Source organism: Variovorax boronicumulans (assembly GCF_019352895.1).
In the GTDB taxonomy this organism is placed as follows: domain Bacteria; phylum Pseudomonadota; class Gammaproteobacteria; order Burkholderiales; family Burkholderiaceae_C; genus Variovorax; species Variovorax boronicumulans_A.
Map to the genome: position 1 here is coordinate 5,654 of NZ_JAAAFX010000005.1, position 18,463 is coordinate 24,116.

Below are 18,463 nucleotides of genomic sequence, written 5' to 3' on the forward strand. Positions count from 1 at the left end.
CCTGCATCACCAGGCCGCCCTCGACCAGCTGCTTGAGCAGCCGGTGCACCGTGGGCTGGGCCAGGCCGCTGGCCGTCACCAGGTCCGACAGGCGCTCGCCGTCGCGGTAGTTGGCGGAGATCAGGCGCAGCAGTTCGATCGCGCGGTCCAGGCTCTGGACAGTACTCATGGTTTACCCGTGGAACGACATTGAAATCCGAATTATGGACTTTGTGTGTTGGCGCTTCGGAAGTGCGTCGCGATACTTCGGGCCTTCAAAAGCGCAGGGATCGACGAGAGACCTTCCGTGTGCCGGCCAATAAGTCCGTATTGCGGACTATGAGGCTCAACCCAAAGCCGCCATGTACCCCATCGATTTCTTCTACCGCGCCGCGCGCCTCATGCCCGAACGCATTGCGCTGCAGAGCGGCGACACCGCACTGCGCTACGACGAACTGCGCCTGCGCGTCGATGCCGCGGCCGCCGCGCTGCAAGCGCTCGACCCCACGCCCGGCTCGCGCGTGGGCATCTGCGCGGGCAACACGGTCGAGCACATCGTGGCGCTGCTCGCGGTGCTGGCCGCGGGCAAGACCTGGGTGCCGCTCAACTGGCGCAACCCGGCCGCGGAGCTCGACCGCATCGTGGCCTTCACCGAGCCCTCGATCGTGATCGCCGAGCCCGCGCACCTGGGCACCTTGAACCTCAAAGATGTCGGCGCGGTGATCGCGCTCGGCGATGCAGCCACCGGCCAGCCGCGCTTCCAGGACCTGCTCTATCGCCACCGTGGTGAAACGCCCCGGCCGCACGGCCGCTCGCGCGACGAGGTGCAGGCCATCAAGTTCACCGGCGGCTCGACCGGCGTGCCCAAGGGCGTGATGCAGCCCTACCGCGCCTGGGTCACGACCATCGTCAACCAGATCCATGCCTTCGGCTTCGATGCCGACGAGCGCTACCTGGTGGCCGCGCCGGTCACGCACGGCACCTCGACCTACCTGCTGCCGATCCTCGCGGTGGGCGGCTGCCATGTGCTGCCGGCCGACGCCAAGGCCGCGACGCTGCTGCAGTGCTTTCGCACCCAGGGCATCACCACCACCTTCATGCCGCCCACGCTGCTCTACATGGTGGCGGCCGAGGCCGGTGCGGCGCACGAGCACTTCCCCGCGCTCAGGCACCTGATCTATGGCGGCGCGCCGATGCCGCCCGAGAAGATCGGCCGCATGCGCGCCTTCTTCGGCCCGGTGCTGGAGACCACCTACGGCCAGACCGAGGCGCCGCAGGTGGTGAGCGTGATGCGCGCCGAGGACTTCGCCGACGAGCGCAACTGGCGTTCGGTCGGCCGCCAGGGCCTCCTGACCGACATGGCCATCATGGACCCGCAGGGCGCGCTGCTGCCGGTGGGCGAGGTCGGCGAGATCGTGGTGCGCGGCGACCTGGTGATGGCGGGCTACTGGAAGATGCCCGAGAAGAGCGCCGAGACCCTCGTCGACGGCTGGCTGCACACCGGCGACCGTGGCTACGTCGATGCGCGCGGCTACCTCTACCTCAAGGACCGGCTGCGCGAGGTCGTGATCACCGGCGGCTTCAACGTCTACCCGATCGACGTCGAGAGCGTGCTCGACCAGCACCCCGCGGTGCACGAATCGGCGGTGTTCGGCATCGAGGACGACAAGTGGGGCGAGGCCGTGCACGCGGCCGTGCAGCTCAAGCGCGGCGCCGTGCTGAGCGAGCAGGAACTCATCGCCTTCGCCAAGCCCGAGCTGGGTTCGGTCAAGACGCCCAAGGCCATCCATTTCTACGACGACCTGCCGCGCAGCGTGGCGGGCAAGGTGCACAAGCCGACGATCAAGGCCGAGGTGCACCGCAGGCTCAACCGCCAGGAGACCGCCGCATGACCCCCGACAAGAAAGCGCCGTACACCGAGCTCTGCACGCACTCGCAAAGCTCGATCCACTACCGCAACGAGAACCTGGTCGAGGACATCCTCGGCAAGAAGACTTTTACCGAAGTCATGTTCTCGCAGATCATGGGCCGCGATGCCAGCGCGCACGACCTCCGGGTAGTCGATGCGGCACTGATCGCGATCATGGAGCACGGGCTCACGCCCAGTGCCATCGCCACGCGGCTGGTCTACATGAGCTCGCCCGAGAACATCCAGAGCGGCGTGGCTGCGGGCCTGCTGGCTGTGGGCAGCCAATTCATCGGCACGGTCGAGAACTGCGCCGTGCTGCTCAAGCAGATCATCGACGCGCCGGAAGGCATCGAAGCCGCGGCGCGCGAAGTGGCGCAGCGCCACCAGCGCGAACGCAAGCCGCTGCCCGGCTTCGGCCAGCACCTGCACAAGCCCGACGACCCGCGCGCCGCCCGGCTGCTGGCCATCGGCCGCGAACATCCCGAATTCAAGGGCGACTACCTGAAGGCCATCGCGGCGCTGTCGACGGAGGTCGACCTCGCCTACGGCAAGCACATCACGATCAACGCCACCGGCGCGGTCGGCACGCTGCTGGGCGAGCTCGGCATCCCGCCCGCGCTGATGCGCGGCTTCGCGGTGATCTCGCGCGCCGCCGGCCTGGTGGCGCATATCGCCGAAGAACAGCGTGTGCCCACCGGCCGCTTCATCTGGGACCTGGTCGACCACGCGGTGCCGTACCAGGGCGAGGGCGAAGGCCACAACAAGGCCCGGCCTTGAGCGGCACCATGGCACGGCCCGGCATTCTGGTGCTCGACTCGGTCACCAGGTTCGGCCCCGAGGCGCACGGCGCGGTCGCGATCGCGGCCTCGCACGGCGGCGTGATCGCGGCCCACATGGCATTGGCCGGCGGCATCGTCGGCCTGCTGCTCAACGACGCCGGCGTGGGCCTCGACCAGGCCGGCCTCGGCGGCCTGGCGTACTGCGATCGCTTCGGCGTGCCCTGCGCCGTGGTCGACCACCGCAGCGCGCGCATCGGCGATGGTGCCGACCACGCGGCGCGCGGCCTGGTCTCGCATGCCAACGCGGCGGCCACGCAACTCGGCGTGCAACCCGGCATGCCGGCGCGCGAAGCGGCCGAGCGCATGCAGGCGGCGGCGCTGGCCCCGGCCTTCCCCGGCCCGCTGCCGGCCGAGGTGCGCGAGACCGTGGCGCTGGCCGGCGCGCTGCGCCCGCTGGTGCTGATCGACTCGGTCTCGCTGGTGCTGCCCGAAGACGTCGGCGCGGTGGTCTTCACCGGCTCGCACGGCGGCCTGCTGGGCGGGCAGCCCGAAACCGCGATCAAGGTCGATGTGTTCGCCGCGCTCTACAACGACGCCGGCATCGGCGCCGACGAGGCCGGCCTGTCGCGCCTGCCCGCGCTCGATGCGCGCGGCATCGCGGGTGCGACCGTGGTCGCGATGAGCGCGCGCATCGGCGACGCGCATTCGGCCTATGCCACCGGCGTGCTGAGCCATGTCAACCACACGGCCGAGATGCTGGGCGCGCGGGCCGGCATGCGGGCCCGCGACTTCGCCGTGCTGATGTGCGGCGCCATTCCATGAGCACTTCTTCCATGACCCCCAACGACATCCACGCCGGTGCCACGCCGCCCGCCGGCCGCCAACGCGTCGCCGGCAAGGTCGCGCTGGTCTTCGGCGCCGGCTCCTCGGGCCCGGGCTGGGGCAACGGCAAGGCCGCGGCCGCGGTCTATGCGCGCGAAGGCGCGCGCGTGGCGGCGGTCGACATCGACCGCGCGGCCGCCGAGGCCACGCGCGACGTGATCCGCGCCGAGGGCTTCGACTGCGAGGCCTACGTGGCCGACGTCACCGTGTCCGAACAGGTGGCCGCGGTGGTGGCGCAGGTGCAGGCGCGCTTCGGCACGGTCGACATCCTGCACAACAACGTCGGCATCACGCGCATGGGGAGCGTGGTCGAGATGAGCGAGGACGACTGGCGCCAGGTCATCGACACCAACCTCACCGGCGTGTTCCTGACCTGCAAGCACGTGATCCCGCTGATGCTGGCGCAGCAGCGCGGCGCGATCGTCAACATCTCCTCGCTGGCCTCGATGCAGGTCAACACCTATCCCTACATGCCGTACTACGCGGCCAAGGCCGGGCTCAACCACCTGACGCGCGCGCTCGCGGTGCAGTACGCGGCCCAGGGCATCCGCGCCAACGCGGTGCTGCCGGGCGTGATGAACACGCCGCTGATCCACACGCAGATCGCGGGCCGCTTCGCGAGCACCGAGGAGATGATCAAGACGCGCAATGCCGCCAGCCCCATGGGCCGCATGGGCGATGCCTGGGACGTGGCCTATGCCTCGCTGTTCCTGGCCTCGGACGAAGCGAACTACATCACGGGCGTGTGCATTCCGATCGATGGTGGAAAGAGCTGCGCAGGAAGGTAGAGCCCTGCCGCGCATTCAACGAAAAAATCAGGAGATACACAACCATGAACCGACGCCAACCTCTCGTCCTCACCGCCGCCTTTGCCGCGGCCTCCCTGCTGGGCCTTGGTGCCCCGGCCTTCGCCCAGGGCACCTTCCCCGACAAGCCGGTGAAGCTCATCGTGCCCTTCCCGCCGGGCGGCACCTCGGACATCACGGGCCGCATCCTGGCCGAGGCGCTGGGCAAGGAACTGGGCCAGCCGGTGGTGGTGGAGAACAAGGGCGGCGCGGGCGGCACCATCGGCGCGCGCTTCGTGGCCGACGCCAAGCCCGACGGCTACACGCTGCTGCTGGGCACCTCGAGCACCAATGGCACCAACTCGGCGGTCTACAAGAACCTGCCCTTCGACGGCGTCAAGAGCTTCACGCCCATCACGCGCATCGTCACCGTGCCCGGCGTGCTGAGCGTGACCTCCAGCTTCCCGGCCAGGACCTATGCCGAGTTCTACAAGCTGGCCAAGGAATCGCCGGGCAAGTTCTCGTACGCCTCCTCGGGCAACGGCGGCGCCACGCACATGGCGATGGAGTACTACAAGTCGCTCAGCGGCCTGCGCATCGTGCACGTGCCCTACCGCGGCACCGGCCCGGCCCTCAACGACGTGGTCGGCGGCCAGGTGCAGATGATTTTCGACACGCTGGCCTCCTCTTACCCGCACATCAAGGCCGGCACGCTGATCCCGATGGCGGTGGCCGCGCCCCAGCGCGCGGGCGAACTGCCCAACGTGCCGACCTTCGTCGAGACCGGCCTCAAGACCTTCAACGAAGGCTTCTGGAACGGCGTGCTGGCCCCGGCCGGCCTGCCGCCCGAGGTGCTCAAGACGCTGCACGGCGCGGTGATCCGCGCGCTGCGCACGCAGTCGGTGAAGGACCGTTATGCCGCCACCGGCGCGCTGGTGGTCGAGGACACGCCCGAGGCCTTCACCGCGCTGATCACGGCCGACATCGCCAAGTGGAAGAAGGTGGCGGAGTTCGGCAAGATCACGGCGGACTGAGCACGCCGCGGCCGGACGGCCTTGGGGATGTGCCCGAGGCGGCGCCGGCCCCACTTCGGTAGGCTCGGCGCATGATCGTCCTGCACCACTGCGTCAGCGCCCGTTCCTTCCGTCCGCTCTGGATGCTCGAGGAACTGCGCGCATCCTATGAATTGCGCATGCTGCCCTTCCCGCCGCGTGCGCTGGCCCGTTCCTTTCTCGAACTCAACCCGTTGGGCACCGTGCCGCTGTTGGTAGACGGCGACACGCGGATGACCGAATCGGCCGCGATGTGCCAGTACCTGGCCGAACGCTGCGATCCGCAGGGCCTCACCGGCCTGGCGGTGCGGCGCGACGAGCCGGCCTACGGCATGTGGCTCAACTGGCTGCACCACGGGGAAGCGACGCTGACCTTTCCGCAGACGCTGGTGCTGCGCTACGGCCGCTTCGAGCCCGCCGAACGCCGCCTGCCCCAGGCCGCGGAGGACTACACCAAGTGGTTCCTCGCCCGGCTGCGCGGCATCGATGCGACACTGGCGGATCACGAATGGCTCTGCGCCGATCGCTTCACCGCGGCCGACGTGTCGGTGGGCTATGCGCTGATGCTGGCCAGCCACCTGCAACTGGTCGAACGCTTTCCGGCCAACGTCGCGGCCTATTGGCAGCGGCTGCAGCAGCGCGAGGGCTATGCGCGCGCACTGGCTGCGCAGGCCGGAGCGGCCGATGCACAGGGCGTGTCGGCGCAGGCCGCCACGGTCGGCTGACGCGCGCCACCGTCGGCAGCCGCGCCGCGCTCCGCGCCCTCAGCGCGTGAAGGCTTCGCGCAGACGCGCGCCCGCGAAGGCCTGCGCTTCGCGCGCCTTCTCGAGCACCGCCGCGGCGCCGAAGAACTCGTGCGCGACCCCTTCGTATTCGCGCCGCTCCACCGGCACGCCCGCGGTGTTGAGCGCGTCCTCGAGCTTTGCGCCGTCGCTGCGCAGCGGGTCGAGCCGTGCATTGATGAGCGTGACCGAGGGCAGGCCGGCGAGTTGCGCATCGATCAGTTGCAGGCGCGTGTCCTTCAGGTCGTCGTCGCTGCGCACCAGGTGTTCGACGAACCACTTCACCATCGCGCGGTTGAGCGGCTTGGCGATCGCGTTCTCGATGTACGACTCGGTGTTCAGGCTGGTCTGCGCCACCGGGTAGACCGACAGCACATGGCGCGGCGGCGTCAGGCCGGCGTCGCGGGCCGCGATGGCCGTGGCCACGGCCAGGTTGCCGCCGGCGCTCTCACCGGCCAGCGCGAGCCGCGACGGATCGCCGCCGAGGGAGGCCGCATTCACGCCGAGCCAGCGGTAGGCGGCCAGCGCATCGTCCCAGGCCGCGGGAAAGCGGTGCTCGGGCGCCTGGCGGTAGTCCACCGACACCACGATCGCACCCGATGCCTTGGCCAGGCCGCGCGCGCCGCCGTCGTAGACCTTGCGGTCGGCGATCACCCAGCCGCCACCGTGGAAGTACAGCACCACGGGCAGCGGCCCCGTGCCTTCGGGCGTGTAGACCGTGGCGGGCAGGGCGCCCGCGGCACCGTCGACCGAGATCTCGCTGGTGCGCACGCCCGGCACCAGGTCCTCGGGCCGGGTCGAGCGGCCCTGCTGCTGCAGCAGGGCGTTCACCGCATCGGCGGCCGTGGGTTGCCGGCGTGCCTCGGCCACCTCGAGCTTCTCGGTGGCCTTGGGGTGGAGCGACTCATGGGCCTTGGCCAGTGCCAGCATGTCGTCGTCGGCGCGCAACGACGCCACGGCGTTGGAGATCGCGTTGATCACGGGGTTGGGCTTGCCGTTGTCCTCGTGGCGGAGATCGTCGTCGCTCATGGAAGGGGACCTTTGGGGAGAGATGGAAGATGAAGCGGCACCAGCGCGGCGCTTGCGCACAGCGTTGAGTCCAGGGCTTCGAACGTGTGTCGGACGGCGGCCCGAGCCGCGGTGGGTGACCGACAGACGCACCAAGGCAGCGCCCGCCGCCCACGCGCGGCCGATTGACGCCCCATGCGCTTTCGCCCCACAGTGCGCAGGCGCCATTCCGGCGTGCCAGGAGCGCCATGACCCAGATCGGCAAACCCCCGTGCGACGAAGCCGCGATCCACAGCGGCGCGGTCGCCGCGCCTTGCTCGGCGGCCGCCAAGCGCGGCATTCTGCTCGCGGCCATCCTGGGCTCCAGCATGGCCTTCATCGACGGCACGGTGGTCAACGTGGCGCTGCCCGCGATCCAGCGCGACCTGCATGCCGATGCCTTCAAGGCGCAATGGGTGGTCGAGTCCTATGCGCTGTTCCTCGCGGCGCTGCTGCTGGTGGGCGGCTCGCTGGGCGACCGTTTCGGCCGGCGCCGGGTCTTCGCGATCGGCGTGGCGCTGTTTGCGCTGGCCTCGGTGGCCTGCGCGCTGTCGGCCACGGTGCAGCAGCTGATCGCGGCGCGCGCGCTGCAGGGCATCGGCGCCGCGCTGCTGGTGCCGGGCAGCCTGGCCTTGATCAGCGCGTCCTTCCCCGAAGGCGAGCGCGGCAAGGCGATCGGCACCTGGTCGGGCGCGAGCGGCATCACCGCGGCCATCGGGCCGGTCATCGGCGGCTGGCTGGTCGACCAGTATTCGTGGACCTGGGCCTTCCTGATCAACGTGCCGCTGGCCGCGGTGGTGCTGTGGGTCGTGTGGCGCCGCGTGCCCGAAAGCCGCAACCCCTCGGCCGGCCGGCTCGACGGCGTGGGCGCGGTGCTCGCGACGGTGGGCCTGGGCGGCATCGTCTACGCCTTCATCGAGGCGCCGGTGCAGCAATGGCGCGCACCGGCCGTCGTCGCCGCGCTGGTGCTGGGCCTGGTCGCCAGTGCGACCTTCTTTGCCGTGCAGGCGCGCGTGCGCGAGCCGATGCTGCCGCTGGCCCTGTTCCGGCGCCGCAACTTCGGCGGCGCCAACCTGCTGACATTGCTGCTCTATGCGGCGCTGGGCGGCAGCCTGTACTTCTTCCCGCTCAACCTGATCCAGGTGCAGGGCTACTCGGCCACCGCGGCCGGCGCGGCGCTGCTGCCCTTCATCCTGATCATGTTCGCGTTCTCGCGCCAGGCAGGAAAACTGGTCGACCGCTTCGGCCCGCGGCTGCCGCTGGTGGTCGGGCCGGTGATCGCGGGCCTGGGCTTCGCGCTGTTCGTCGTGCCGGGCACCCACGCGAACTACTGGACGGCCTTCTTCCCCGCGGTGGTGGTGCTGGGCATCGGCATGACGATCACGGTGGCGCCGCTCACCACCACCGTGATGAACGCGGTCGGGCCCGAGCAGGCCGGCATCGCCTCGGGCGTGAACAACGCGGTGTCGCGCACGGCCGCGGTGCTGGCGGTGGCGGTGTTCGGCCTGGTGATGGCCGGGGCCTTCGACGCCAGCCTGGCAAATGCGCTGCGCGACATGCACGCCTCGCCCGAACTCGCGGCCCATCTCGTCGGCCAGCGCAGCCGGCTCGCCGCGGCCGCGCCGCCGCCGGGCCTCGATGCGGCCACGGCGCAAGCGGTCACGGCGGCGGTGCAGCAGGCCTTCGTCGCGGGCTTCCGCTGGGTGATGGGCCTGGGCGCGGTGCTGGCCTGGCTGAGTGCGTTGAGCGCCTGGCTGTGGATCGGCGGACGGGCCGGCGGCAGCAGCGTGTCAACCGGGGCCGCCCAGGCTCGTTAGACTGCCTCGGACGACGCGCCGTGTCACCGGCAACAGCGTCGCGAAAGGGAGAGAAGAATGAAGAACCAAGGCATGTGGAATGCGCGCCAGCCGCGTGGTGCGCGTGCGGCCTGCGCGACGGCCGCCGGCCTGCTGCTCTCGCTGATGGCCGCCTGCGGTGGCGGGACGGTGCAATTGGGCATTCGCGGCTACATGCACGACGACGCCGACGACCCGGTCCGGTATTTCAAGATCGACGGCGTGACCGGCGCGATGCCGGACGCGGGCGACGGGCCCGGCAAGGGGGTTTGCTGCGTCACCCTTCCCCTTGAATGGCGGCCCGGCCTCACGGCGACGGTCGAATTCGGATACGGCCTGCCACCCTGGCCGTCGCCGAGGGTCGTCCAGGTGCCGGTGGAGGAGTACCGGGGCCACGCGCGCGGCACCCTGCAGGCGCATTTCTATCCGGGCGGCCGGGTGCGCATCGTGGTCTCGCGCTTTGCACCGGGGCATCCGCGCTACCCGCTGCTCGAAGGCGTGAAGCTCGACTGGGGCGTGTACCGCAACTACTGTGCGCTGCGGCCGTCCGACGCGGTCTGCCTGGTGCTGCCGAAGGAAAAGGATCACTGACCGAGTGCGCGGGATGCTCGCGCCGCCCCGTGCGCGCACGGGACGCTTGCATGTCCGCAAACGGCCAGCGCTGCGGCGTGTCATCGCAGACCCTCGGTGCTTCGACTTCTCCTGCGCCCCGCCATGCACGCCCCGCTGCCCCGTTCCTTCGCCGCCCTGACCGGCGCCAACCTGGCGGCGCAATCGGCCGAGCAACTGAGCCTCGCGGCCGTGCCCCTGGTGGCGGTGCTGGTGCTCGGTGCCGGCCCGGGCCAGATCGGGCTGCTGGCGGCGCTGCAGACCCTGCCCTTCCTGCTCCTGTCGCTGCCGCTGGGTTGGATGGCCGACCGCCTGCCTCGGCGGCGGCTCATGGTGGCCGCCGAGGTGCTGCGCGCGTTGTCGCTGCTGGCCTTGCTGGCGGCCGTGCTGCTGGATCGGTTGTCGGTCGAAGGTCTGGCGCTGCTGGGTTTTCTGGGGGCCGTGGGCACGGTGGGCTTCAGCGTCGCGGCACCGGCGCTGGTGCCCGCCCTGGTGCCGCGCGACGCACTGGCGCGCGCCAACGGACGGCTCGAGCTGGCGCGCAGCGCGGCCTTTGCGGGCGGGCCTGCACTGGGCGGCGCCCTGGTGGCGTGGGCCGGCGCGCCGGCGGCGTTCGTGCTGGCGGCGGTGCTGTCGCTGGCGGCCGTGGCGCTGCTGTTGCGGCTGGTCGAACCGGCGCGGCCCGCGCGTCCACCGCGCCATCCGCTGCGCGAGGTGCAGGACGGCGCGTCCTTCGTCTGGCGCGACCCGCTGCTGCGCCCGATGCTGCTGACGGGCGCGGCCTGGAACATCGCGTGGTTCGTGCTGCAGGCCGCGTACGTGCCGTATGCGGTCCGCGTGCTGGGCCTGGGCGCGGACGCCGTCGGCCTCACGCTCGGCGCCTTCGGCGCCGGCATGGTGGTGGGCGCGCTGCTGGCGCCACGCGTGGTGGCGGCCTTGCCCTTCGGCCGCGCGATCCAGCTCGGCCCGCTGGTGTCCGTGCTGGCCGCCGCCACGATGGTCGCCACGCTCTTCGTGCCCAGCGGCGTGCTCGCCGCATCGGCCTTCTTCCTTTTCGGCGCCGGCCCGATCGTGTGGACCATCACCTCGACCACGCTGCGCCAGAGCCTCACGCCGGCCGCGATGCTGGGGCGCGTGGGCGCGCTGTTCCTCACGGTCAACACCGGCGCCCGCCCGGTCGGTGCCGCGCTGGGCGGGCTGGTCGGTGCGGGCTGGGGCGAGGCGGCCTGCCTGTGGCTTGCGCTGGCCGGCTTCGTGCTGCAGGCGCTGCTGATCCTGGGGTCGCAGGTCGGTGGCTTGCGGCGGCTGCCGGCGGCGGCGGGATGAAGGGGCGCGCCGCTCAGCGCGGCATCAACTGATAGAAGTCGAAGCCGTTGCTGCGCCCGCCCAGACAGTCGGCCAGCGTGTCCTCGACCTCGCGCCAGAACGCCAGCCGGTTGCGCCAGCGGCGCACCTGGTGGCCTTCGTCGGCGAAGCTCAGCAGCCGCACCGGCCGCCCGAGGCGCTGCAGCGCGGCCACCACGTCGTCGGAGTCCTGGCGCAGCACGCGCACGTCGTTGGCGCCGTGCACCACCAGCAGCGGCGCGGTGATCCGGTCGATCTGCGCGATGGGCGAAGCCGCGAGCATGGCGGCGCGCTCGTCCGGGTTCTCGACGTTGCCGAAGAAGCGGGCGAAGTAGTGGCGGTTGCGCCAGAAGGGCGGCCAGTTCTCGATCACGCGCGGCCAGTTCGCCACGCCGACGACGTCGATGCCGCAGCGGTAGTCGTGTGGTTTCTGGATCAGCTGGGCCAGCACCGAGAAGCCGCCGAAGCTGGCGCCCATGACCGCGATGCGCTGCGGGTCGGCGATGCCCTGGTCGATGGCCCACTGCACGGCCTCGGCGATGTCGCGCTGCATCCGCCCGCTGGTCTCGCCTGCGCCGGCCATCATGAACGCACGCCCGTAGCCGCTCGAGCCGCGGTAGTTGACCTTGAGCACCGCATAGCCGCGGTTGGCGAGCATCTGCGTGGTGTTGAAGCCGGCCGCCTGCCAGGTGTCGCGAGCCCACGGGCCGCCATGGATGCTGACCACCATCGGCACCGGGCCCTGCACGCCCGGCGGGCGTACCACGTAGCCGTGCACCGTGAGCCCGTCCGATGTGCGGAAGGCGTAGGGCGCCGTGGGTGCGAACAGGCCGGCTTCGGGCTTGCGCGGCGGCGTCAGGCGGGTCAGGGCCTGTGTGTCGCGGTCGAGCAGCAATTCGACGGCCTCGTCCTGCGTCACCGCGCGCAGCACCATGCGGCGTGCGCCCTCGGCGATGCTCGACGGGCGCACCAGCACCGGCTCGGCATCGAGCCAGCCGCGCTGGCGCGCCGCCTGCGTGGCCTGGGCCACCTCGGCCGCCAGTGCGGTGTCGCGCCAGCGCAGCTCTGGCAAGCCCGGCGTGGCGGCATAGGCAATGGGCTCGCCGGTGCCGGGCAGGTAATAGGCGCCGTCGAGGTCGACGCTCGGGTCTTCGCCCAGCACCTGTTCGCTGCCGCTGGCGAGATCGACGGCGACCAGCACCGACTTGTCGCGGCCGATGTTGGTCAGGGCCCACAGCCGGCCGCCCGCGAGGTCGATGCGCTGCGGCCAGAAAAAGTCGAAGGCCTTCACGGTGCGCAGCAGGCGCCAGCTGCCGTCGGCGTTGCGCAGCTCGATCGCCACGTCCGAGCCGTCGGCGCTGCCGAGCTGGCGGCTGCGGCCGGCCAGTTGCCGGTCGGTGCCGATGAACCAGTCGACCACACGGTCGTCGTCGCCGCTGCGCGCCACCTCGCGCACCGTGCGCGTGGCGGCATCGGCTTCGAACAGGTCCATGCTGCTGCGCTCGCGCCGGTTGCTGGTGAAGAAGAAGCGCGCACTGCCCGGTACACCGCGCGCCACGTAGGCCGAGCGCACGCCCAGCCAGGGCGTGACGGCCCAGGCCGGCGCGTCCGGGACCTGGGTGTCGAGCACGAAGAGTTGCGTGTTCTCGTTGCCGCTCGCGTCCCGGATGTAGGCGATGCGGCGGCTGTCGGGCAGCCAGGAATAGGTCGGACCCGAAACGCCCGAAGCGGCCAGGGTGCCGGTGGCGAAGGTGGTGACGGAGCCGCCCTGCGGCGCGTCGCGCACCGCGAGCCCGATGTCGGTGCCGACGGCCTGCGCCCACAGCAGCTTACGCGCGTCGGGCGACAACGCATGTCCTTCGACCACGTCGATGTTGGCGACGAAGCGCCGGACCGGCACCAGCGGCGGCAAGGGGCCGGCCTGTTGCGCGGCCACCAGCGCCGGGTGGGTCGGCGCGGTGGTGCAGGCGCCAAGCACCAGGGCGGCGAAGGCTCCTGCGGCAAGAGTGGCAAGACGGTGAAGTGCGGCAGCCATGGGACAGTCTCCTGAGAAGGACGGGGCGGCGCGGATTGTGGCCTGCCGAACCTTGGGCGCAGCCAAAGGCCGGGCGCGATGCGCCGCCGCACGTCTTTGGCTTTCCCCAAGGTTGGCGCCCGCACAATGCCGCGGTGCACCTCCTCCTGATCGAAGACGACCTCGACCTCGGCCGCGCCCTGCAGGCCGCGCTCAAGGTCGACGGCCTGAGCAGCGAATGGCTGCGGCGCGCGGCCGATGTGCCGCAGCGGCTCGACCCGGCTGCCTTTGACTGCGTGCTGCTCGACCTCACGCTGCCCGACGGCAGCGGCTACGACTTGCTGAAGCGCTGGCGCGAGGCCGGCTGCACGCTGCCGGTGATCGTGATCACCGCGCGCTCGGCGGTCGAGGACCGGCTGGCCGGGCTGGACGGCGGTGCCGACGACTTCGTGATCAAACCCTTCGCCACGGTCGAGCTGATCTCGCGCATCCGCGCCGTGCTGCGCCGCTCGGCGCGGCAGGCCAGCGAGACCTGGCACTTCGGCGCGCTGTCGATCGAGCCGCGCAGCCACCGTGCGCAGTTGAACGGCGCACCGCTCGAGCTGTCGCCGCGTGAGTTCAGCCTGCTGCGCGAGCTGGCGCGCGAACCCGGCGCGGTGGTCGCCAAGGGCGTGCTCGCGCAGAAGCTCGAACCGCTGGGCGAACCGCTGGACTTCGCCGCCATCGAGGTGCACGTGTCGAACCTGCGCCGCAAGATCGGCGCGGCGCGCGTGCACACCGTGCGCGGCGTGGGCTACATGCTGGTGGCGTCATGACGCGGCGCCCCCGTCGGCCGACCATCGTGCGGCGCGTGTTCCTGGCGGTGGTGTGCGCCTTCGTGCTGGTGCTGCTGGCGATCCAGCTCTGGATGTACGTCGCGTTCCGCCAGTCGCTCGCGGTCGACCAGGGGCTCAGCAGGCTGGGCCGCGCACTCACCGAGGCCCTGGCACGCATCGACGACGAAGCACAGGCGCGCGCGATCATGGCCTCGACCGACACGCTCTACAAGAGCCTGCGCATCAGCGGCAACCCGGCCGGCACCGTGCTGCTGCAGTTGTCGGACCGCGGTGGCCGGACGGTCTACAGTTCGCCCGCGCTGGGCGGACGCATCCTCGACGGCCTGCCCGGGCAGGTGGTCGAGCGCAGCTTCGAGGGCCAGCCCTACTGGGTCTACACCGGCGAGTCGACGCGCTGGTCGCTGCACGCGGCCGAGCCCGAGCGCACGCTGGGGCGCGTGCTGCGCAACAACACCCACGTGGTGTTGCCCTACCTGTTGCTGGCGCTGCCGATCGTGCTGCTGCTGGTCTGGCTCGCGGTCCGGCATGGCCTGAAGCCGCTGCAGCGGCTGGCCGACCGCATCGCGCGGCGCAGCGTCGCCGATCTGTCGCCGGTCGGCTTCGATCCGCGCTACGCCGAGCTGACGCCGCTGGTGGGCGCGCTCGAACGCATGCTGGGCCAGTTGCGCGGCCGGCTCGAGCGCGAGCGCGCCTTCGTGCACGATGCGGCGCACGAGCTGCGCACGCCGATGGCGGTGATCGCGGCCGAGGCGCATGCGCTGGTGGGCGCCGAAAGCCCGGCCGATCGGCAGCGCGCGCGCGCGCACCTCGAGCAGGCGATCGCGCGTGCGTCGCATCTCTCGCAGCAACTGCTCGCGCTGGCCGCGCTCGACGAGACGCTGGGCCCGGCAAATGCGCCGGCCGACGCGGCGCAGCGGCTGCGGCAGGCGCTGGCGCAGGCCGCGCCGCAGGCCATCGCGCGCGGCATCGAGCTCACGCTGGACGCGCCCGACGGCCTGGCGGCACGGCTCGACCTGCCGGCCTTCCAGTCGATCGTCGAAAACCTGCTGCACAACGCCTTGCGCTACGTGCACGACGGGGCCCGCATCGCGGTCACGCTGGTGCGCGAGGAAGACGCGCTGACGCTCGCGGTGGAAGACGACGGACCCGGCATCGCGCCGGCCGAGCGCGAGCGCGTGTTCGAGCGCTTCTACCGCTGCGCGGACCCCACCGTGTCCGGCTCGGGGCTGGGGCTGGCCATCGTGCGGCAGGCGGTCGAGCGCATGGGCGGGCGGATCCGGCTCGGCACGGGCCTGCAGGGGCGCGGCGCGGGCTTCCATGTCTGGCTGCCGCTGGCGCCGCCCTGAAAACGGAGCGCGCGCGCCGCAGCGCAAAATGGGCGCATGAAAGCACCCCCCCGATTGCAGTCGCTGGTCGACGAAGGTCTGATCGACACCGTGGTGCGACAGCTGATGAGCGGCAAGGAAGCCATGGTCTACGTGGTGCGCTGCGGCGACGAGACGCGCTGCGCCAAGATCTACAAGGAAGCGACCACCCGCAGCTTCCGCCAGGCCGTCGACTACACCGAGAACCGCAAGGTCAAGAACACCCGGCTGCAGCGCGCGATGGCCAAGGGCACCAAGTTCGGCCGCCAGGCCACCGAGGCCGCGTGGCAGAGCGCCGAGGTCGACGCGCTCTACCGGCTGGCCGCCGCTGGCGTGCGCGTGCCCGAGCCCTACAACTTTTGCGACGGCGTCTTGCTGATGGAACTCGTGACCGACGCCGAGGGCGATGCCGCGCCGCGCCTCAACGACGTGGTGTTCACGCCCGAGGATGCGCTGCGCCACCACGCGAGCCTGCTGGTCGAGGTGGTGCGCATGCTCTGCGCGGGCGTGGTGCACGGCGACCTGTCGGAATTCAACGTGCTGCTGGCGGCCGACGGGCCGGTCATCATCGACCTGCCGCAGGCGGTGGACGCGGCCGGCAACAACCACGCCAAGCGCATGCTGCTGCGCGATGTCGCCAACCTGAAGAACTTCTTCGGCCAGTTCGCGCCGGAGCTGCTGCAGACGCACTACGGCGATGAGATGTGGGCCCTGTACGAAAGCGGCGAACTCGATCCAGGCACCGCGCTCACCGGCCGCTTCGCGCATGCGACCGGGCCGGTGGACCTGGGCAACGTGCTGCGCGAGGTCGACGATGCGCGCGCCGAAGAGGCGGCGCGGCTGGTGCGGATGGCGGCGCGTTAGCTAGCGACCTTCCTGCCGGAACGCCCCCGGCGCCACGCCGGTCCAGCCGCGGAAGGCGCGAGAGAAGCTCTTCTCGTTGCGAAAACCGACGGCCAGCGCGATCTGCTTGATCGGCCGCGTGGTGCGCCGCAGCTGGTCGATCGCCTGCTCGCGCCGCACCTCGTCCTTGAGCGCCTGCAGCGAGGTGCCTTCCTCGCTCAGCTGGCGATGCAGCGTGCGGCTCGACAGGTGCAGCTGCGCGGCCAGCGCCTCGCCGGTGCCCGGGCCGCCCGCGCGCGCGCTCAGCAGCTCGCGCACGCGCTGGCCCAGCAGCCGGTCGCGCCGGTACTGCAGCACGGTCAGCGGCAGCGCGCGCCTGAGCATGGTGCGCAGCGCCGCCTCGTCGCGCTGCATCGGCAGCGCGAGGTAGCGCTCGTCGAAGCTGTAGCTCGCGCGCTCTGCATCGAAGTGCAGGTCGCCGGTGAACATCAGCGGGTAGGCATCGCGGTGCGGCGGTGGCGCGAAGGGAAAGCTGGCGGCGCGCAGCGAGATGCGCGAATCGATGGCCCAGCAGGCGTAGCCGTGCAGGAAGCGCAAGGTCGACACCAGGCAGAACTCGCGGAACGCCGGATCGAGCGCGCGGTGCTCGGTGACCGCCACGGTCGCGATGCCGTCGGCCACCTGCAGTTCGAGCGTGATGTCTTCGGTGAGCAGCCGGTGGTGGCGGCACCAGCGCTTGATGGCCACGCCGAGGTCGGGCGAGGTCAGCGAGGCGCGGCACAGCATGCCGTGGCTGCCCCAGGGCAGCCGGCGCGAGAACCAGCCCAGTGCCTCGTCGTCCAGTTCCTGCATCGCGTGGGCATTGAGCGCCTCGAACTGCGCGGCCGTGACGCGGGCGCCCGCGCGCGCGAGTTCCTGCGGCGCGATCTGTGCCTGCGCCAGGGCCGCCGCCGGGTCGACGCCGTAGCGTGCATAGCCCTGGACGATCGCTTGCACGAAGGCCATGGGCGTGGCGGCACGGCCAGGTCTGAGGAAGGCAGGGGCGGGCATCTCGAAGCGCAAAGGCGTGGCGTAATTTGCAACCATTGTGGCGGCAAATGCGAAGCCTGCGGGCGTAAGCTGCGGCTTTTGCGCGCGCAGCCGTCCCCGTGCATGCGAGCGCACCGTGCACCCTTCAGAGGAGACAAGCCCCATGCCCGCCCCGACCCTTCCCGGCCTGAACTTCGACCTCGGCGACACCGTCGACTCGCTGCGCGATGCGATCGCCGATTTCGCGCACCACGAGATCACGCCGCGCGCCGCCCAGATCGACAGCGACAACCTGTTCCCGCACGACCTGTGGAAGAAGCTGGGCGACCTGGGCCTGCACGGCATGACGGTCAAGGAAGAGTACGGCGGCACCGAGCTGGGCTACCTCGCGCACATGGTGGCGATGGAAGAAGTCTCGCGCGCCTCGGCGTCGGTGGGTCTGTCGTACGGTGCGCACTCCAACCTGTGCGTGAACCAGATCCATCGCAACGGCAGCGAAGCGCAGAAGAAGAAGTACCTGCCCAAGCTGGTGAGCGGCGAGCACGTGGGCGCGCTCGCCATGAGCGAACCCAACGCCGGCTCCGACGTGGTCAGCATGAAGCTGCGCGCCGAGAAGAAGGGCGACCGCTATGTGCTCAACGGCAGCAAGATGTGGATCACCAACGGCGGTGACGCCGACACGCTGGTGATCTACGCCAAGACCGAGCCCGAGATGGGCGCGCGCGGCATGACGGCCTTCATCGTCGAGAAGGGCTTCAAGGGCTTCTCGGCCGGCACCAAGCTCGACAAGCTGGGCATGCGCGGCAGCAACACCTTCCCGCTGTTCTTCGACAACTGCGAAGTGCCCGAAGAGAACGTGCTGGGCGGTGAAGGCATGGGCGCCAAGGTGCTGATGAGCGGCCTCGATTACGAGCGCGCGGTGCTGTCGGGCGGCCCGCTGGGCATCATGGCCGCCTGCATGGACGCGGTGATCCCCTTCGTGCACGAGCGCAAGCAGTTCGGCCAGAGCATCGGCGAGTTCCAGCTGATGCAGGGCAAGATCGCCGACATGTACTCGACCTGGCAAGCCACGCGCGCCTACGTGTACGCGGTGGGCAAGGCCTGCGACCGCAACGACCACGCACGCACCTTCCGCAAGGACGCGGCCGGCGCCATCCTGTACTCGGCCGAGAAGGCCACCTGGATGGCCGGCGAGGCGATCCAGGCGCTGGGCGGCGTGGGCTACACCAAGGACTTCCCGGTCGAGCGCCTGTGGCGCGACGCCAAGCTCTACGAGATCGGCGCGGGCACCAGCGAGATCCGGCGCATGCTGATCGGGCGCGAGCTGTTCTCGGAAACGGCCTGATCGTTTTCCTCCCTCTCCCGCCGGGGGAG

17 protein-coding genes are annotated in these 18,463 nt (G+C 71.0%); 13 read left to right on the forward strand and 4 right to left on the reverse strand.

Going from position 1 to position 18,463, the window contains the following annotated elements:
* Positions 1-169 (reverse strand): helix-turn-helix domain-containing protein (locus K0H49_RS13775; protein WP_219213918.1); only part of this gene is annotated, 169 nt, incomplete at its 3' end.
* A gap of 172 nt (positions 170-341) precedes the next feature.
* Here K0H49_RS13775 and K0H49_RS13780 point away from each other — a divergent pair.
* From K0H49_RS13780 to K0H49_RS13805, 6 genes are all read left to right on the forward strand, one after another.
* Complete coding sequence (locus K0H49_RS13780; RefSeq protein WP_219213388.1) at positions 342-1,871, forward strand: class I adenylate-forming enzyme family protein; 1,530 nt, start codon at positions 342-344, stop codon at positions 1,869-1,871.
* The gene (locus K0H49_RS13785) at positions 1,868-2,665 is read left to right on the forward strand and encodes a citryl-CoA lyase (protein WP_219213390.1); all 798 of its coding nucleotides are present in this window, start codon (positions 1,868-1,870) and stop codon (positions 2,663-2,665) included. The genes K0H49_RS13780 and K0H49_RS13785 overlap by 4 nt, the downstream gene beginning before the upstream one ends.
* The gene (locus K0H49_RS13790; RefSeq protein ID WP_257624859.1) at positions 2,662-3,489 is read left to right on the forward strand and encodes a hypothetical protein; all 828 of its coding nucleotides are present in this window, start codon (positions 2,662-2,664) and stop codon (positions 3,487-3,489) included. The genes K0H49_RS13785 and K0H49_RS13790 overlap by 4 nt, the downstream gene beginning before the upstream one ends.
* Positions 3,490-3,500: 11 nt before the next feature.
* Complete coding sequence (locus K0H49_RS13795) at positions 3,501-4,337, forward strand: SDR family NAD(P)-dependent oxidoreductase (RefSeq protein WP_219213923.1); 837 nt, start codon at positions 3,501-3,503, stop codon at positions 4,335-4,337.
* 44 nt (positions 4,338-4,381) lie between these two features.
* On the forward strand, positions 4,382-5,368 hold the full coding sequence (locus K0H49_RS13800) for a Bug family tripartite tricarboxylate transporter substrate binding protein (RefSeq protein WP_219213392.1): 987 nt from the start codon (positions 4,382-4,384) through the stop codon (positions 5,366-5,368).
* A gap of 71 nt (positions 5,369-5,439) precedes the next feature.
* Positions 5,440-6,111, forward strand: coding sequence for a glutathione S-transferase family protein (locus K0H49_RS13805; protein ID WP_219213394.1), 672 nt, complete (start codon positions 5,440-5,442; stop codon positions 6,109-6,111).
* A 39-nt stretch (positions 6,112-6,150) separates the two neighbouring features.
* On the opposite strand, the gene K0H49_RS13810 is transcribed toward K0H49_RS13805, so the two are convergent.
* Entirely contained in the window at positions 6,151-7,197 is a 1,047-nt protein-coding gene (locus K0H49_RS13810; RefSeq protein ID WP_219213396.1) for an alpha/beta hydrolase, read from the reverse strand.
* Positions 7,198-7,424: 227 nt separating this feature from the next.
* Between K0H49_RS13810 and K0H49_RS13815 the strand changes: the two genes are divergently transcribed.
* The 3 genes from K0H49_RS13815 (at position 7,425) to K0H49_RS13825 (ending at position 10,985) form a co-directional block, all read left to right on the forward strand.
* Entirely contained in the window at positions 7,425-9,032 is a 1,608-nt protein-coding gene (locus K0H49_RS13815) for an MFS transporter (RefSeq protein WP_219213398.1), read from the forward strand.
* 57 nt (positions 9,033-9,089) lie between these two features.
* Positions 9,090-9,641 carry a DUF3304 domain-containing protein gene (locus tag K0H49_RS13820; RefSeq protein ID WP_219213401.1) on the forward strand — a complete coding sequence of 184 codons (552 nt, stop codon included), beginning with the start codon at positions 9,090-9,092 and terminating at the stop codon, positions 9,639-9,641.
* 123 nt (positions 9,642-9,764) lie between these two features.
* Entirely contained in the window at positions 9,765-10,985 is a 1,221-nt protein-coding gene (locus K0H49_RS13825) for an MFS transporter (RefSeq protein ID WP_219213403.1), read from the forward strand.
* 13 nt (positions 10,986-10,998) lie between these two features.
* On the opposite strand, the gene K0H49_RS13830 is transcribed toward K0H49_RS13825, so the two are convergent.
* Positions 10,999-13,038 carry a S9 family peptidase gene (locus K0H49_RS13830; protein WP_219213406.1) on the reverse strand — a complete coding sequence of 680 codons (2,040 nt, stop codon included), beginning with the start codon at positions 13,036-13,038 and terminating at the stop codon, positions 10,999-11,001.
* Between the two features lie 134 nt (positions 13,039-13,172).
* Here K0H49_RS13830 and K0H49_RS13835 point away from each other — a divergent pair, with 134 nt between their 5' ends.
* The 3 genes from K0H49_RS13835 to K0H49_RS13845 are packed head-to-tail and all read left to right on the forward strand — an operon-like array spanning position 13,173 to position 16,081.
* A complete protein-coding gene (locus tag K0H49_RS13835; RefSeq protein ID WP_219213408.1) occupies positions 13,173-13,832 on the forward strand; it encodes a response regulator in 660 nt (219 codons plus the stop codon).
* On the forward strand, positions 13,829-15,199 hold the full coding sequence (locus tag K0H49_RS13840; protein ID WP_219213410.1) for a sensor histidine kinase: 1,371 nt from the start codon (positions 13,829-13,831) through the stop codon (positions 15,197-15,199). Before K0H49_RS13835 ends, K0H49_RS13840 begins: the two co-directional genes overlap by 4 nt.
* 36 nt (positions 15,200-15,235) lie before the next feature.
* Positions 15,236-16,081 (forward strand): PA4780 family RIO1-like protein kinase, encoded by an 846-nt coding sequence (locus K0H49_RS13845; RefSeq protein ID WP_219213412.1) that lies wholly within the window; start codon positions 15,236-15,238, stop codon positions 16,079-16,081.
* Here the strand turns inward: K0H49_RS13845 and K0H49_RS13850 are convergent, their stop codons facing one another.
* Entirely contained in the window at positions 16,082-17,110 is a 1,029-nt protein-coding gene (locus K0H49_RS13850) for an AraC family transcriptional regulator (protein WP_219213414.1), read from the reverse strand. It abuts the gene before it with no gap.
* A gap of 142 nt (positions 17,111-17,252) precedes the next feature.
* Between K0H49_RS13850 and K0H49_RS13855 the strand changes: the two genes are divergently transcribed.
* Positions 17,253-18,434 carry an isovaleryl-CoA dehydrogenase gene (locus tag K0H49_RS13855; protein WP_219213416.1) on the forward strand — a complete coding sequence of 394 codons (1,182 nt, stop codon included), beginning with the start codon at positions 17,253-17,255 and terminating at the stop codon, positions 18,432-18,434.
* Positions 18,435-18,463: the final 29 nt, after the last annotated feature.

Bases quoted from the DNA above. Each gene is read 5' to 3' on its own strand.
- K0H49_RS13780 (WP_219213388.1), top strand. From the start codon at position 342: ATGTACCCCATCGATTTCTTCTACCGCGCCGCGCGCCTCATGCCCGAA.
- K0H49_RS13785 (WP_219213390.1), top strand. From the start codon at position 1,868: ATGACCCCCGACAAGAAAGCGCCGTACACCGAGCTCTGCACGCACTCG.
- K0H49_RS13795 (WP_219213923.1), top strand. From the start codon at position 3,501: ATGACCCCCAACGACATCCACGCCGGTGCCACGCCGCCCGCCGGCCGC.
- K0H49_RS13800 (WP_219213392.1), top strand. From the start codon at position 4,382: ATGAACCGACGCCAACCTCTCGTCCTCACCGCCGCCTTTGCCGCGGCC.
- K0H49_RS13805 (WP_219213394.1), top strand. From the start codon at position 5,440: ATGATCGTCCTGCACCACTGCGTCAGCGCCCGTTCCTTCCGTCCGCTC.
- K0H49_RS13810 (WP_219213396.1), bottom strand. From the start codon at position 7,197: ATGAGCGACGACGATCTCCGCCACGAGGACAACGGCAAGCCCAACCCC.
- K0H49_RS13815 (WP_219213398.1), top strand. From the start codon at position 7,425: ATGACCCAGATCGGCAAACCCCCGTGCGACGAAGCCGCGATCCACAGC.
- K0H49_RS13820 (WP_219213401.1), top strand. From the start codon at position 9,090: ATGAAGAACCAAGGCATGTGGAATGCGCGCCAGCCGCGTGGTGCGCGT.
- K0H49_RS13825 (WP_219213403.1), top strand. From the start codon at position 9,765: ATGCACGCCCCGCTGCCCCGTTCCTTCGCCGCCCTGACCGGCGCCAAC.
- K0H49_RS13830 (WP_219213406.1), bottom strand. From the start codon at position 13,038: ATGGCTGCCGCACTTCACCGTCTTGCCACTCTTGCCGCAGGAGCCTTC.
- K0H49_RS13840 (WP_219213410.1), top strand. From the start codon at position 13,829: ATGACGCGGCGCCCCCGTCGGCCGACCATCGTGCGGCGCGTGTTCCTG.
- K0H49_RS13845 (WP_219213412.1), top strand. From the start codon at position 15,236: ATGAAAGCACCCCCCCGATTGCAGTCGCTGGTCGACGAAGGTCTGATC.
- K0H49_RS13850 (WP_219213414.1), bottom strand. From the start codon at position 17,110: ATGCCCGCCCCTGCCTTCCTCAGACCTGGCCGTGCCGCCACGCCCATG.
- K0H49_RS13855 (WP_219213416.1), top strand. From the start codon at position 17,253: ATGCCCGCCCCGACCCTTCCCGGCCTGAACTTCGACCTCGGCGACACC.